Annotated in this window: 11 protein-coding genes and 2 tRNA genes; 9 read left to right on the forward strand and 4 right to left on the reverse strand. The window is 32.5% G+C overall.

What is annotated here, in order from left to right; genetic code table 11:
* Positions 1 to 37 precede the first annotated feature (37 nt).
* Together nuoN and ACFEL2_RS03060 are read left to right on the forward strand one after the other, a co-directional pair.
* Positions 38 to 1,483: an NADH-quinone oxidoreductase subunit NuoN gene (gene nuoN, locus ACFEL2_RS03055; RefSeq protein WP_375332210.1), complete on the forward strand. Its 1,446-nt coding sequence runs from the start codon at positions 38 to 40 to the stop codon at positions 1,481 to 1,483.
* 2 nt (positions 1,484 to 1,485) lie between these two features.
* Positions 1,486 to 2,220, forward strand: coding sequence for a biotin--[acetyl-CoA-carboxylase] ligase (locus ACFEL2_RS03060; protein ID WP_341755159.1), 735 nt, complete (start codon positions 1,486 to 1,488; stop codon positions 2,218 to 2,220).
* Between the two features lie 8 nt (positions 2,221 to 2,228).
* Here the strand turns inward: ACFEL2_RS03060 and ACFEL2_RS03065 are convergent, their stop codons facing one another.
* The gene (locus ACFEL2_RS03065; RefSeq protein ID WP_375332211.1) at positions 2,229 to 2,963 is read right to left on the reverse strand and encodes a 3-deoxy-manno-octulosonate cytidylyltransferase; all 735 of its coding nucleotides are present in this window, start codon (positions 2,961 to 2,963) and stop codon (positions 2,229 to 2,231) included.
* Positions 2,964 to 3,085: 122 nt separating this feature from the next.
* Between ACFEL2_RS03065 and ACFEL2_RS03070 the strand changes: the two genes are divergently transcribed.
* The 7 genes from ACFEL2_RS03070 to ACFEL2_RS03100 all read left to right on the forward strand — a co-directional run bounded on the left by ACFEL2_RS03070 (position 3,086) and on the right by ACFEL2_RS03100 (position 8,822).
* Positions 3,086 to 3,161: transfer RNA gene (locus tag ACFEL2_RS03070), tRNA-Lys, on the forward strand.
* A gap of 123 nt (positions 3,162 to 3,284) precedes the next feature.
* Positions 3,285 to 3,361 (forward strand) — tRNA-Ile (locus tag ACFEL2_RS03075).
* Positions 3,362 to 3,377: 16 nt separating this feature from the next.
* Positions 3,378 to 4,742, forward strand: coding sequence for a hypothetical protein (locus ACFEL2_RS03080; protein ID WP_341752215.1), 1,365 nt, complete (start codon positions 3,378 to 3,380; stop codon positions 4,740 to 4,742).
* 20 nt (positions 4,743 to 4,762) lie between these two features.
* Positions 4,763 to 5,335, forward strand: coding sequence for a GTP cyclohydrolase I FolE (folE, locus tag ACFEL2_RS03085; RefSeq protein WP_341752307.1), 573 nt, complete (start codon positions 4,763 to 4,765; stop codon positions 5,333 to 5,335).
* 14 nt (positions 5,336 to 5,349) lie between these two features.
* The gene (gene proS / locus ACFEL2_RS03090; protein ID WP_375332212.1) at positions 5,350 to 6,636 is read left to right on the forward strand and encodes a proline--tRNA ligase; all 1,287 of its coding nucleotides are present in this window, start codon (positions 5,350 to 5,352) and stop codon (positions 6,634 to 6,636) included.
* Between the two features lie 249 nt (positions 6,637 to 6,885).
* Positions 6,886 to 7,899, forward strand: a complete 1,014-nt coding sequence (locus tag ACFEL2_RS03095) for a COX15/CtaA family protein (RefSeq protein WP_341752213.1) — start codon at positions 6,886 to 6,888, stop codon at positions 7,897 to 7,899.
* A gap of 5 nt (positions 7,900 to 7,904) precedes the next feature.
* A complete protein-coding gene (locus tag ACFEL2_RS03100) occupies positions 7,905 to 8,822 on the forward strand; it encodes an RluA family pseudouridine synthase (RefSeq protein WP_375332368.1) in 918 nt (305 codons plus the stop codon).
* On the opposite strand, the gene ppdK is transcribed toward ACFEL2_RS03100, so the two are convergent.
* The 3 genes from ppdK to ACFEL2_RS03115 form a co-directional block, all read right to left on the reverse strand.
* Positions 8,795 to 11,443: a pyruvate, phosphate dikinase gene (gene ppdK / locus ACFEL2_RS03105; protein WP_375332213.1), complete on the reverse strand. Its 2,649-nt coding sequence runs from the start codon at positions 11,441 to 11,443 to the stop codon at positions 8,795 to 8,797. The two genes, ACFEL2_RS03100 and ppdK, sit on opposite strands and share 28 nt — an antisense overlap.
* 210 nt (positions 11,444 to 11,653) lie before the next feature.
* Positions 11,654 to 13,135: a hypothetical protein gene (locus ACFEL2_RS03110; RefSeq protein ID WP_375332214.1), complete on the reverse strand. Its 1,482-nt coding sequence runs from the start codon at positions 13,133 to 13,135 to the stop codon at positions 11,654 to 11,656.
* Between the two features lie 116 nt (positions 13,136 to 13,251).
* Complete coding sequence (locus ACFEL2_RS03115; protein ID WP_375332215.1) at positions 13,252 to 14,400, reverse strand: radical SAM protein; 1,149 nt, start codon at positions 14,398 to 14,400, stop codon at positions 13,252 to 13,254.
* Between the last annotated feature and the right edge of the window lie 18 nt (positions 14,401 to 14,418).

The raw sequence follows: 14,418 nt of genomic DNA on the forward strand, positions 1-14,418 counted from the left end.
ATATTAGCATTTATATAAAAACTTAGAAACTTGCAATATGACAGACCCAATTTTTAAACAATTTATAATTATTCTACCTGAGTTGTATTTTACTTTGTTTGCTCTGCTATATCAGCTATTTATGGTATTATCTAGTAGGAAAACACGAAGCATTCTTAATATTATTATATGGTTGATGAGCATCTTCTTTATGTTATTTATGTATATTGCACCGCGGCATTTAATAGGTACAGCTTTTCATCATTCAATTGAAAATAATAGCTTTACTAGTGGTGGTAGATTTTTGGTGATAATATTTGCATGGATAACGATGATAATTTATCATGCTTATTGTAAAATTACTGGGGAAGAATTTAAAAGTGAATTTAATACTTTAGTAATATTATCAACTGTTGGTATTTGTATTACTATATCAGCCCGTAATTTTTTACTTTTATTTGTTGCTATGGAGTTACAGGCACTGGTAGCCTATGTATTAGCTGGCTTTAATCTGAATAATATTAAAGCATCAGAAGGAGCGTTAAAATATTTTATCCTTGGGTCTTTGATTAGCTGCCTAACGTTATTTGGCATTTCCTTTATTTATGGATTTGGCGGTAGTTTAGATTATAGTAATATTTTTCAGAAATTAAATCATTCACCGCAGCCAAATATTGGTTTAATAGTGGGCTTAGTGCTTTTTTTAAGTGGTATCTTATTTAAATTATCAGCTGCTCCTTTGCATAGTTGGACGTTAGATGTATATGAAGGGTCTCCCGTTCCTTCAATTACCTATTTCTCTGCTGCCACAAAAATTGGTAATGTGGTGGTATTATTAAATATAATGACTATGGTAATTGGAGATTATAAGCAAATTTCAGTTGATCTAATAAAAATCACTGCGATTTTGTCCATGCTTATTGGGGCAGCTGGTGCTATTAGACAAACCTCCCTCAAAAGGCTAATGGGTTACAGCACTATTCTAAATATAGGCTATGTTTTAATGGCTATTTCTTTTCATACTCCTTACGGTGATAGAGTAGCATTACTATATATGGTTATTTATGCTGCTTCTGTCATTGGCTTTTTTGCTTGCCTAATTACTCTGCTAGGTAAAAAATCAGATTCAGCAACTTTTGATGATATTAAAGGTCTTGCTTCTACCCGTAAGGCGTTAGCTGCTGGGATTGCGATTATCATGTTCTCTATGATAGGCATTCCACCACTGGCAGGATTTCTTGCGAAATACAGCGTTTTCTATCAGGCTATTATAGAGAAACAATTTACTCTAGCATTTATAGCTATTGGCACAAGTGTTGTAGCGGCTTATTATTACCTAAAAATAGTTAGGTCTATGTATTTTTTTGAGGCAAGTAAAAGTTTGAAACTAGTTTTAGTACCAACACCTAAGAGCTTAAAATTTATATGCTATTTGATTATTGGAGTTTTATTGCTTCTGTGTGTTTTTATCCAACCACTTGCTGATACTATGGATGGTTTATAGCTATGTCATGGCAGGAAAAATATAATCTACTAATTTTTGATGAGATAGATAGTACCAGTTCTGAAGCTATTAGGATGGCTAAGGATTGTCCTGATAAAAATTATGTAATATTGGCAAAAAATCAGACAAAATCGCGTGGAAGAAATAGTAGAATTTGGCATTCTAGTCTAGGGAATTTGCATGTTAGTATATTATTAAATCATAAGATTAATCTTAGCTATATTCCACAATTATCTTTTGTTATGGCTATTGTTGTTTATAAAACTATCAATTCTTTGTCCGCTAGATCAGAAAATTCTATTAAATTAAAATGGCCTAATGATATTTTGATAAATGACAAGAAAGTATCTGGTATATTGCTTGAATCTATTAGTATCAATAACAATAATTATCTTATTATAGGTATTGGTATTAATATCAAGAAAAGTCCTGTAAATATTGAACAATTTGCAACTAATCTATTCGATGAGGGGATAGAAATAAAAGATATAGAATATTTATTAGATATATTGATGATTAATTTTGAAAAATGTTTCAGTAGATGGAAGGAACAAGGGTTTAGCAAAATAAGACAATATTGGCTTAAACATGCTTATAAATTAGGTGAGATGGTTAGCGTAAATGATGGAAACACAAAAATCTCAGGAATTTTTAAAGATATAGATGAATATGGTGGTATAAGAATTCAACTTGATGATGGAAAGGTAGTTACCTTACTTAGCCCTGAGATATCGTAGATTCTTACTTACACAGTAACATTAAGTTGTTGATAAAATTTGATAGCTTTGTTTAAATCTTCTACTGTATCAACAGAGATAGGAATATTGTTAACATAACATACCCCTATGGACATGTTATTTTGTAATGCTCTTAGTTGTTCAAGTTTTTCGCTTAATTCTAAAGTTGAAACAGGTAAGTTTATGAATTTAGTTAATGCTTCTTTGCTAAACCCATACATTCCTACATGATATAGAAATTCTTCTGCACCGTGTGGAATGAGATTACGAGAGAAATACAAAGCCTTATCATTATGGTCAGTAATAACTTTGACATTACTATGACCATTTACGGCGTCTATACCGACTTTTACTACTGGGGTCATAATATCATGGCTACTAGATTTTAGGTTTTCAATAACTTTAATAATTGATTCCGGTTCAACAAAAGGCATATCACCCTGTACATTCAAGATATAGTTAATATGGTGATTATTAGGGATTAGCTGAAACGCTTCGTATACACGTTCGGTACCAGTTTGACATTCTTGGCTTGTCATAATGAATTGTCCACCGCAATCAGTAACTTTTTTAGCTATAGTTTCTGAATCAGTTGCCACATAAATATTTTTTAGTTTGGTTAAATATACTTGCCTAAGAACACGCTCAATTATTGAGATTCCCCCTACAAGTTGTAGAGGTTTTTTGGGAAGTCTTACTGAATCAAGTCTTGAAGGAATAATAATTGCAACATCAGAGTGCATAAACTACCATATTAAAGATATTTATCAAAATAATTGTTGACATGATACGCTTTTTAAACGATAAAGTAAAGCTTATTAGACAGGTTCTTGAGAGACAATTTGTCTTTAAGTAGTATTGTTTAGGGCTCGTAGCTCAGCAGGTAGAGCACTTGACTTTTAATCAGGTTGTCCCGGGTTCGAATCCCGGCGAGCCCACCACTTTAGGGTACTTAAAACCATAAACATATCTGCGTATGTTGGGTTTATAATCCTAAGTGAAGCCAGCTAAAAAAGTATATCTGATGCAGACACTGCTAACACTTGAAATGCTAAGGGTATTAAGGGTTTGTAGCTCAGCTGGTTAGAGCACACGCCTGATAAGCGTGAGGTCGGAAGTTCAAGTCTTCTCAAACCCACCATTCGTAAGTATTCTTTATGAATCTTGAGAATATAATTCCACAATTAAGCCGTAATAAGTTAGCTATTTACTGGCTTAGGAATGGTGTATTTTCGCTTGCTCTTGCTGGGGTGTATTCAATAATATTGGTAATGCTTCGCACTCCAATGTTAGTTAACCTATTCCCCAATACAGAAATCTTTAAATCAGCTTTGGTTATTCATGTTAATTTATCAATCTTAGTTTGGTTGATGTCAGTTACAGCATGTGTTTGGAGCTATAATCTAGAGGCAACGACTCCCAGCATAACATGTGTAATAATAGCATTTATTTCTACTGCACTAATAGCTTTATCACCATTCTGTGGTCAAAATTTTCCTGTAATGAATAATTACATACCAATGCTGGAGAATATAATGTTTATTCTCGGAATTAGTTTATTTGGTGTATCTGTATTGTTATTTGCCTTATATACATTATGGAACTGTTGCAAAATATCTTGCTTTAACTCCCTCATTAATTTTACTATCCTTTCTACCGTAATAATGTGGGTGTTAGTATGGGTATGTTTTATTTGGTCTTATTACCAATTACAAGAAATTATTAAACTTGTACCAGTCGATATAGAATTTTACTATGAATTGCTTTTTTGGAGTGGTGGGCATTTATTACAGTTTATTTACACGCAAATTTTGATATTAGTAATGATAGTATTATTCCATGTTTGGATAGGTAAGGAATTAAGATTAAAAAAGCTGTACCTTGCACTATTATATTTAAATTTTGTTATAAGTGTTGCAGCTATTAGTGGACATTTATTATATGATATTATAGATGCTGAATTCAAAGAATACTACACTAAACAAATGAAATATGGTGGTGGGATAGCAGCAACTTTGTCTTTGATAATAATGTTTTATGAGGTGAAGTGGTATCATTCCCGCATAGGAGGGAATGACATTAACCCTAGTAAGGACATCAGGGAGGTTCAAATGCGTTTGGTGAAGACAACCATAATTTGTTCCAATATATTATTTCTGTTTGGAGGATTTATTGGTATATTAATTACAGGTATGAATGTTACTATTCCTGCACACTATCATGGTTCAATTGTTGGGATTAGTGTAGCTTGTATGGGTTTCTGCTTTCTTCTATGTGACGATAAACAGCAGAAGAACTCATATTTTACAACAGCAATTATAACGATAACTATAGGGCAAATGTTACATATTATAGCTCTTCTTTTTGCTGGTGGGTATGGGGTGATGCGAAAAACACCAGGGGTAGAAATGACTATTGGCAGTAAATTATTAATGGGTATAATGGGTGGTGGTGGGCTGATTGCTATTGTTGGTGGCTTGATGTTTGTTATTATTTGTGGTAGAAGAATCTTGTTTAAGTAATTGGAATAAAAATAATGGACTTGAAAAAACCTACTACAGAAGAAGCCAAAGAGGCAGTTAAAACTTTATTACGATTTATTGGTGAAGATCCAAATAGGGAAGGGCTACTAAAAACTCCTGATAGAGTAATAAAAACTTACCAAGAAGTGTTTTCTGGGTATGATAGAGATGTGGAAGAAATATTAACGACTAAATTTTACGATACTTGTAATTTTCAGGATTTCATAGTGTTAAAAGACATACATTTTAATTCATTTTGTGAACATCATATGTTACCGATAACTGGTACGGTAAATATAGCTTATATACCTGATAATTGTATAATAGGTATCAGCAAGCTCGCTAGGATAGTTGATGTTTTTGCTAGGAGACTACAGATTCAAGAAAAGATGACTGTACAAATTGCTGAAACATTACAGAAATATATTAAGCCCCTAGGTGTTGCGGTTAAGATTTCTGCATTACATAGCTGTATGACTCTTAGAGGAGTTATGCAAAATGATAGTATTATGAATACTATGCATTATACAGGCATATATGTAGAGCAGCAGAAATATCGCCACGAATTCCTAAATATTATTTCTAAAAAATAACCCAAGGTAAACTCATGTTACTATCAAAATATTTTTTACCTGTGCTGAAGGAAGAACCAGTGGAGGCGCAAGTAATTTCTCATAAGTTGATGCTTAGGAGCGGCATGATAAGACAACAATCTGCTGGGATTTATAGCTGGTTGCCGATAGGCTTAAAAGCCCTTAAAAATGTTGAAAATATCGTTCGACTTAATATGAACAAGGTAGGGGCTATTGAAATATTAATGCCTTGTATTCAACCAGCATCTTTATGGGTGGAATCTGGAAGATTTGAGAATTATGGCAAAGAAATGCTAAAATTCCAAGATCGCCATGATAATACGTTATTGTTTGGACCTACTAATGAAGACATGGTGACTGATATTTTTAGGAATAATATTCAGTCCTATAAGGATTTGCCCAAAAACTTATATCATATTCAATGGAAATTTAGGGATGAAATTAGACCTCGCTTTGGGGTTATGCGTGGTAGAGAATTCTTAATGAAAGATGCATATACTTTTGATATAGATCAAATAAGTGCTGTAAAAACCTATAAGCAGATGTATCTAGCCTATATGCAAACATTTTGTGACATGGGACTTCGTGTAATTCCAGTACTTGCTGATAATGGTCCAATTGGTGGCAATTTAAGCCACGAGTTCCATATTCTTGCTGATAATGGTGAGAGTACAATTTTTTATGATAAAAAATTCCTATCTTTAACAGATCAGGAAAGTTTAGATATTGAAAAATTACAAACCTTATATGCGGCAGCAGAAGAAAAACATGATCCTGATAAATGCCTGTTATCAGAACATGACCTTGCCAGTAGTAAGGGTATTGAAGTTGGGCATATTTTTTATATTGGCACAAAATATGCCGAAGCCATGAATGCTTTAGTAAATAGTAATAAGGGTAATCTTGTGCCAGTGGAAATGAGTTCTTACGGTATTGGTATTTCAAGACTTTTAGCTGCCATAATCGAATCAAGTCATGATGATAAAGGGATTATATGGCCTACAAATATTGCTCCTTTTATGGTATCAATATTAAATTTGAACATACTTGATAGCAAATGCAATGAACTATCACAAAATCTATATGATAAACTTGTGGCAAGTAAAATAGAAGTATTATACGATGATACCAATGAAAGAGCCGGTAGCAAATTTGCCACGCATGATCTTATAGGATCACCATACCAAATAATCATTGGTCCTAAAAAAGCTGAAAATAATGTGGTCGAACTAAAAGATCGTAGGACTGGAAAAATGGAAGAATTAGATGTGGGTGCTGTTATTGATAGAATATTTAGGTAAAAATATCATATACTGCTCGTAAATGAAGAGTTGGTAGACGATAGTATAACTTCAAGAAGAGCTAGGCAGTAGCAAAGTCGAGCTGCTAGGCGTACATGAGTAACTAGGCAGCTTCGATCTTTGGTCGCGACAACGCCAATTCTTGAAGTTCTACCTTAGTATACATGAGGTTCATAATGAAAAAGAGTATTAGTGGACGATAAAAATTTGTTATATTTTATATTATAGATATTAAAGGTAGCGGGTCTAATGTCACACATATTAGTAAAGCGTTGGTTGGCGGTATGCTGCTGCATGGTAATATTTATGATTTTTTTAGGAGGTCTCACTAGGCTTACTGATGCTGGTTTATCAATTGTTGAATGGAAACCGGTTTCAGGTGTCGTTCCCCCGCTGGGTAATGCTGACTGGCAGGATGAATTTGCTAAATATCAACAATCTGTCGAATATAAGCAAAAAAATACTAATATGACTCTTTCAGAGTTTAAATTTATTTTTTGGCTTGAATTTATTCACCGTTTTGCTGGCAGAGTAATAGGTTTGTTGTATCTAGTACCATTACTATATTTTTTTGTACGTGGACGGATTGATACAAGGTTACTGCCTGTATATTTGGCGATATCGTTATTATTTGCAGTCCAAGGATTTATGGGATGGTATATGGTGAAAAGTGGTCTAATTTTGCAGCCATATGTCAGTCATTTCCGTTTAGCTTGTCATTTGGTTATTGCAGTTATTATCTATAATTTACTGTTCTATCAGCTGATGAAAAATAGTTTTGATATTTTACTAGTTGAACGGTCAATAAGTTTAAATTTAGCAAAATTCTTTTGTATATTCACTATTATTATAGTTTATATACAGATTTTTTTAGGTGGTCTAGTTGCAGGTCTTGATGCAGGGCTTGTATATAATAGCTTTCCGTTAATGGGGAATAGTTTTATACCTCAAGAAATAGCTTTTAAACTATTGAGTAGAGATAGTTTAAGTGATGCTGTTTTTGTTCAGTTTATCCATAGAATTGGAGCGTATATTGTTTGTACTAGTGTTGGTTTATTAGTGTTGAGTCTAATAAAAACCAAGCATCCTAAATTAAACAAAGTTGCTTATTATATTGTTGGTGTGCTGATATTACAAATGTTAGCTGGCATAATTACTATTTTATATTCAGTACCTATATTAATGGCCTTAGTGCATCAGATTTTTGCTATTATACTATTATCATGTATATTATGGGGGTATTTTTTGTTAAAGAGTAGCTAGTGGCAATATTAAATGTAGATATAGAACTACCTTGTAGGTTGGATCGTTACTTGAAGAAATTATATCCTAGCTTTACCCAAGGGATGGTTGAGCGTGCCTTAAGGTTTAAACAGATAATGGTTAATTCTTGTAAGGTAGCGGCAAATTTGCGAATAAAGGCTGGGGATCAAATTTTTATAGAGGATAGTTTAAATTTAGAACCTAAAAAAGCTTCTGATAAGATTTTTTCTAGTTCTGCAGTTATACTAGCCGGTAAGTTAATGAAGGATTACCTAGTTTATCAGGATGAGTGGCTTATAGCAATTAATAAGCCAGTAGGTCTTGCAACCCAAGGCGGTAGTAAAATAAGCCTATCTATAGATGATGCACTACAATATTTAAATAGCCAAGGGGCAGATTTAAAACTAGTACATAGGTTAGATAAAGATACTTCAGGTATATTACTAATCGCTAAAAATTATGCGAGTAGTATAAAATTAGTGGAAGCCTTTAAGGAAAAGAATATTCAGAAAACCTATATTGCTATAGTTTTAGGTAACCTTCCGCAACATGAAGGAGAAATTAGTGGTATGATAGGGAAGAATAGGGGAGGGGCGTATGAGACTGTACAAAATGATGAAGAACATGGCAAATTAGCCATAACTTGCTATAAATTGCTGAAAAACTTAAATAATGGTTTGACTCTAGTTGAGTTCACTCCTCTTACTGGCAGAATGCATCAACTTCGATTTCATGCGAAAATGTTGGGTTGTCCCATAATAGGTGACACAAAATATGGTACTCAAGAAGCCATGGCTTTATCCAAGGAAATGTTATTACATGCCAAAAGAATAATCTTACCGGAGAAAATATTTGGTAAAGAAATAATAATTAATATAGATTTACCGGGATATTTTTACCCACATTTCTTTATTTCCGCTTGAGCTGCGGCAATCCTAGCTATAGGAATGCGGTATGGTGAACAGGATACATAATGCAAACCAACTTTATGAAAAAACTCTATAGAGTGGGGATTACCAGCATGCTCTCCACATACACCAAGTTTTAATGTAGGATTGTTTTTTAACCCACGCTTTATAGCAATTTCTATTAACTCCCCTACCCCTTCCTCATCTAATTTACTAAAAGGATCAAATGCAAAGATTTTTTTCTCCAAATAATCTGGGAAAAATGATGCCACATCATCTCGAGAAATGCCGTAAGTTGTTTGTGTTAAATCATTGGTACCAAAGCTAAAATAATCTACTTCTTCGGCAATTTCGCCAGCTTTTAAAGCAGCTCTTGGTAGTTCGATCATAGTACCAAGAGTGAAATAAAACTTGCATTTGTTAGTATCTTCCATGTTAGTAATAACATCTTGTATATGGGTCTTCAATATTTTTAGTTCGTTAACATCACTAATTAAAGGAATCATTAATTCTAAAATAGTATTTATATTCTCTTCAATTTGCAATTCTCTGATAGCAGTAAGAATTGCCATTATTTGCATTTGATAAATTTCAGGATAAGAAATACCAAGGCGACATCCTCTATGTCCAAGCATAGGATTCACTTCATATAGTGCGTGCAAACGTTGTTCAACAACAGCTAACGGTAGATTCATCACATTTGCTAAGTTTCTTTTATCATCCTCTGTTGTTGGTAGAAATTCATGTAAAGGCGGGTCAAGCAATCTGATATTTATAGCTTTACCCTGTATAATTTTAAATAATGCCTTAAAATCTCGAATTTGCAAGGGCAATAATTTATTTATCGCATGTTTTCTCCGTTCTATATCAGGAGCAATTATCATTTCTCGTACTAATGGAATTTTATCAGGGTCAAAAAACATATGTTCTGTTCTACATAGTCCAATTCCACACGCCCCAAATTTCATGGAAACACCAGCGTCTAAAATAGTTTCAGCATTGGCTCTAACTTTTAAAGTAGCAAATTCATCTGCCCAATCTAAAATTGTTTGAAATTCCTTAGTAAAACTAGGCTGAATAAGTGGTACTTCCCCTAAAAAAATTTTTCCTGTTCCACCATCTATAGTTATTAAGTCACCATAATTAATGATAGTTTCCCCTATTTTAAAGAGCTGTTTTTTTTCATCTATTACCACATCACTTGCCCCGCAAACACATGGTTTTCCTAATCCTCTAGCGACTACAGCCGCATGTGACGTCATTCCGCCTCTAGCTGTAAGAATACCGGCTGAAACATACATACCATTTATATCTTCAGGGCTAGTATCATGGCGTACCAAAATTACTTTATGGTGATGCGACATTTTCTCGGCATCATATGGAGAAAAAACTACTATACCAGTGGCAGCCCCAGGAGATGCTGGCAACCCTTTAGAGATATGGTTTAAACTATTACTATAATCAATAGCCGTATGCAAAAGCTGAGTTAGCGATTCTGGATCTATACGCATTATTGCTTGTTGTTTAGAAATCAGCCCTTCTTGTACCATATCAGTGGCAATTTTAATACTAGCTAAAGCTGTTCTTTTAGCAGTACGTGTTTGCAAAATATACAAAACACCGTTCTGCACGGTGAACTCAATATCTTGTACATCCAAATAATGTAGCTCTAACTTCTTACAAATACCTTGTAATTGTTCAAATATTTGTGGCATAACTACTTGCATTGAGTAGTCTATATCAGGCTTATCTGACATAATAGGGCTTGGGGTTCTTGTCCCTGATACAACATCCTCACCTTGAGCATTTACTAAATATTCGCCAAAAAGCTTGTTTTCACCGGTTGCAGGACAACGTGAGAATACTACACCTGTAGCAGAATTACTCCCTTGATTACCAAAAACCATTGACTGTATATTAATCGCTGTACCCCAATCATCAGGTATATTATGTAGCTTTCTATAAGTTACCGCTCTGTCACCTACCCAAGATTTCAATACGGCTTTTATTGATTGCTCTAATTGTTTATATGGGTTACAAAATGATTCGTCGTAATGATTAGAAATTATCTTTTTAAACTCTTCAACTATGATTCTTAAGAAATCTCCTGTAATTTCTTTCTCTTGATAAATATTACATTTGACCTTATGCATCTCAAATGCATTTTTAAATAAACCATTTGAAATTGATAATACCATTGATCCGTACATTTCTAGGAATCGTCGATAGCTGTCAAGAGCAAAAATTTCATTTCCAGTAATATTTGATAGTGCATCGCAAACTTGATCATTATACCCAAGATTAAGTATAGTATCCATCATACCAGGCATGGAAGCTCTTGAACCTGAACGGACTGATAATAATAGTGGATTCTTATGATCCCCAAAAATCTTACCAGTAGTATTTTCTAAATTTTTAACAGCTACCGCTAAGTCCTTATTAAAATTTTCAGGCAAATTGTAATTATTTTTATAAAAATAATTACAAAGTTCTGTAGTAATAGTAAAACCATCGGGAATAGGTAAATTTAAGTTAGACATCTCAGCAAGACCAGCCCCTTTACTGCCAAGTACGTCTTTCATTTGGGCATTACCATCCCCACCTTTAGTACCAAAATAATAGATCCATTTGTTCATAAATACCGAAACAATTTTTAAGATAATTATTATATAATATGGCTAGATAAGCTGCAATGTTTAAATGCCCTGTACTAGAAGATATCTCATAACTCAAGTCTCCCAAGTTTCTTCCCTCACTCTCTTGATTTCTAGTTGATCAAATTTTGTACCGCTCAATAAGAATTCATTAAAATCAAGTTTCTGTTTTTTAGCTTTTGATAATCCTGCCTACTTATAAATACTGGTATATTCAGGAATTTTTATTAATTTCTTTTTAGCATAATATTTTATTAATCTTCCATTAATTAGTTCAATGGTTATTTTCGCTATAGCTTCTTGATTTTCTTGTGAAATATGAATTTTCTTGAATTTATCATTATTACGTAGCCCAGCTTTATATGCTGTACTATCCTTTTTTAAGTTGCTAACTATCTTCTGAAAATTTGTAATATCAAACCCATAATCATTTATGGCAATTTTTTTATAATGTAATTTTGAGTTATTTAAGAAATTACTTAAATCAAAATTACCATATTTTACAAATTTATTAACTGTACGTTTCAAGTTATTTTTGGTAATATTGTTAATATATTGCCACATAATTGTGGTAGTGAATTTCTCTTTTTTACTATGAGTATGATTTGCCACTATTGTTTTTATAAGATTATCCAAACTAAACTGAGTATTAGTTAGATTTTGTATTTTTAGATCTAGTACAGATGCTATTATATAGCCTCTGTCATATGGTAACTCGCTAGCTAGAGCATTATCCCAATATAATTTTGATATAGTTTCATTATCAAATAATAAGTAAGGAGAGGTATAATATTTTTGTAAAATCTTGTTATAGTTCCCTAAATATTCTTCAAATGTTACAATTCCATTAGTTAAATTAATCTTGTCAGTAAAATACTGTGTAAATCCTTCTGTAAACCACTTATATAGTGTTTCCTCTTTTTCCTTTATCAGAGTATTGCCTATCCACTTATGCAAATTTTCATGTGCCAGTAGGTGCTTAATATTAAAATCATTTACATTAAACTTCTCAGGTAATAGATACAGAACAGTATTACCGCCAATTAAAGTACCATAGAAACTATTATGTTTTCTATGGTTATTTATGAATACAAACAAATTATCATTATTCTTTGTTTCAAAGAATCTCTCTTGAGCATTTATTATTTCATACAAAAGTTTTGTTAAGCTTTCTTGTGATTTGGTATCTATACTAAAAAATATTATGTTGTTACCCTTATAATTTACATTTTGTAAGATACTATGGTTTCCAGATATAGCAAATCCCTTTGAAATTAAGTTATCTGCAGTAAGATTAAGCTTTTGTATTTTATTAGCAGCAATATTGCCAAAATTAGTAAATACATCATTATGACTAGCAAATTTAATATCTACATCTATACTTTCGTCGTTTGTATATAATTTGGGGCATATTAAGGCAAACTTATATAAAAAATAAAATCCCTGGTCGATTATGTAAGTATAATAGCTTGATCCAAGTTTTTCTTGAGTATTCAATATATCATACCATACAATAATCTTTTGATTGGGTTTATGCGTTATTTTATTAGCATTTTTTATAAAAACACCATTTTCTACATGAATATTTTTTATTTGATTAGACAAATCATGTCCCCAAACTTGATGAGGAATATATAATTCTGTTTGATTTGAATTAGGAGAAGTAAATTCCAACTTAATTCTAAGCTTCTTATCCTTAGGAAAATGATAAACCTCATATGATAAGCTACCAAAAGCTTTGCTAATAAAAAAAACAAAGATACATACTGCAAATATCTTTAAGTTTACGTTTAATATATAGTTAGCCTATCATTAAGTTTGTCTATAGATATACCGGAGACTAATAAATATTTGGTAATGTGTGCATATAATGTTTGTAATGCATCACAATATGTCGAAGGGTTGTTAAATCTATTTTCTTTACTAAATCTGTCAATTATATTACCTCCACCGCAAACTTTTTCCCAACAACAAGAGCTACATTTTGGGGGCATCTCAGTTTGTGCTTTAGCTAATTCTAAAAAGATAGGATAGTTTAAAAAATCTTTCAAACTAATGTCAGTAATATTAGCCCCCGTATTTGTTACAGTATTTGGATCAGTATACATTAAACCCGTAGCAGGACCTAGTTCACCATCACCACGAATAGTTATCAATGGCAAAGATAATTTATTAGGTGCTCCAATCCCGTATATTAATCGCTCTCCTCCTAAAAAGATTCTTAAAAATGAATTAAAAAATCTAATTTTAATCGTAGGGTCATCTGCCTTAGTCCAAATTTCAAATAAGTCTGTAAGACATTTCGCATATTGATCCATACTATGAGTTGAAACTTCATTGTGAGTGAGATGAGGAAGCAGTAAGTCAAAACTCTTAACTTTTAACTCATTTGTAATAAAACTATAAATCTTTTCCCCCCCTATATCTGGATTGACAACAGTTAATACACCAAATCTCATAGAAGATTTATGTAACAATTCGATCTTTTTTAAAAGTCTATCGTATGAACCGCGACCAAAAAAATCTACCCTGTGTTTATCGTTATATTCTTTTGGTCCATCAATACTTATTCCCACATCTACAGAATGTTTTTTGAAAAGTGCTATCCATGCTTCATTTATAAGCAAACCATTTGTCTGAATTGTTAACCGCAACTTTATTTTTGAAGATAAATTAGTAATTAGTATATTACATAAAGCGTCAAATTCTTTTATGCCATATAATAAAGGTTCTCCGCCATGAAATGCTATATCCAAAGCATTTAATTCTAATTCTTGAATCCCTTCAAGCAAAAATTCCACTAATCTTTCTATAGTTTCATTCTTAATCCTTGCTGGTCTTTGTTTATATGAATCATCTGGTCCATTAAAAAAATAACAATAAGTGCAATTTAAGTTGCATCTTTCTGCTATTTTTAAAATAATGCCTAGCTTATTCATTATAGAGAACCTTAAATT

It is taken from the genome of Candidatus Tisiphia endosymbiont of Temnostethus pusillus (assembly GCF_964264675.1).
GTDB lineage: Bacteria > Pseudomonadota > Alphaproteobacteria > Rickettsiales > Rickettsiaceae > Tisiphia.

Coding starts and splice junctions, on each gene's coding strand:
- nuoN (WP_375332210.1), top strand. CDS start 38: ATGACAGACCCAATTTTTAAACAATTTATAATTATTCTACCTGAGTTG.
- ACFEL2_RS03060 (WP_341755159.1), top strand. CDS start 1,486: ATGTCATGGCAGGAAAAATATAATCTACTAATTTTTGATGAGATAGAT.
- ACFEL2_RS03065 (WP_375332211.1), bottom strand. CDS start 2,963: ATGCACTCTGATGTTGCAATTATTATTCCTTCAAGACTTGATTCAGTA.
- ACFEL2_RS03080 (WP_341752215.1), top strand. CDS start 3,378: ATGAATCTTGAGAATATAATTCCACAATTAAGCCGTAATAAGTTAGCT.
- proS (WP_375332212.1), top strand. CDS start 5,350: ATGTTACTATCAAAATATTTTTTACCTGTGCTGAAGGAAGAACCAGTG.
- ACFEL2_RS03095 (WP_341752213.1), top strand. CDS start 6,886: ATGTCACACATATTAGTAAAGCGTTGGTTGGCGGTATGCTGCTGCATG.
- ppdK (WP_375332213.1), bottom strand. CDS start 11,443: ATGAACAAATGGATCTATTATTTTGGTACTAAAGGTGGGGATGGTAAT.
- ACFEL2_RS03115 (WP_375332215.1), bottom strand. CDS start 14,400: ATGAATAAGCTAGGCATTATTTTAAAAATAGCAGAAAGATGCAACTTA.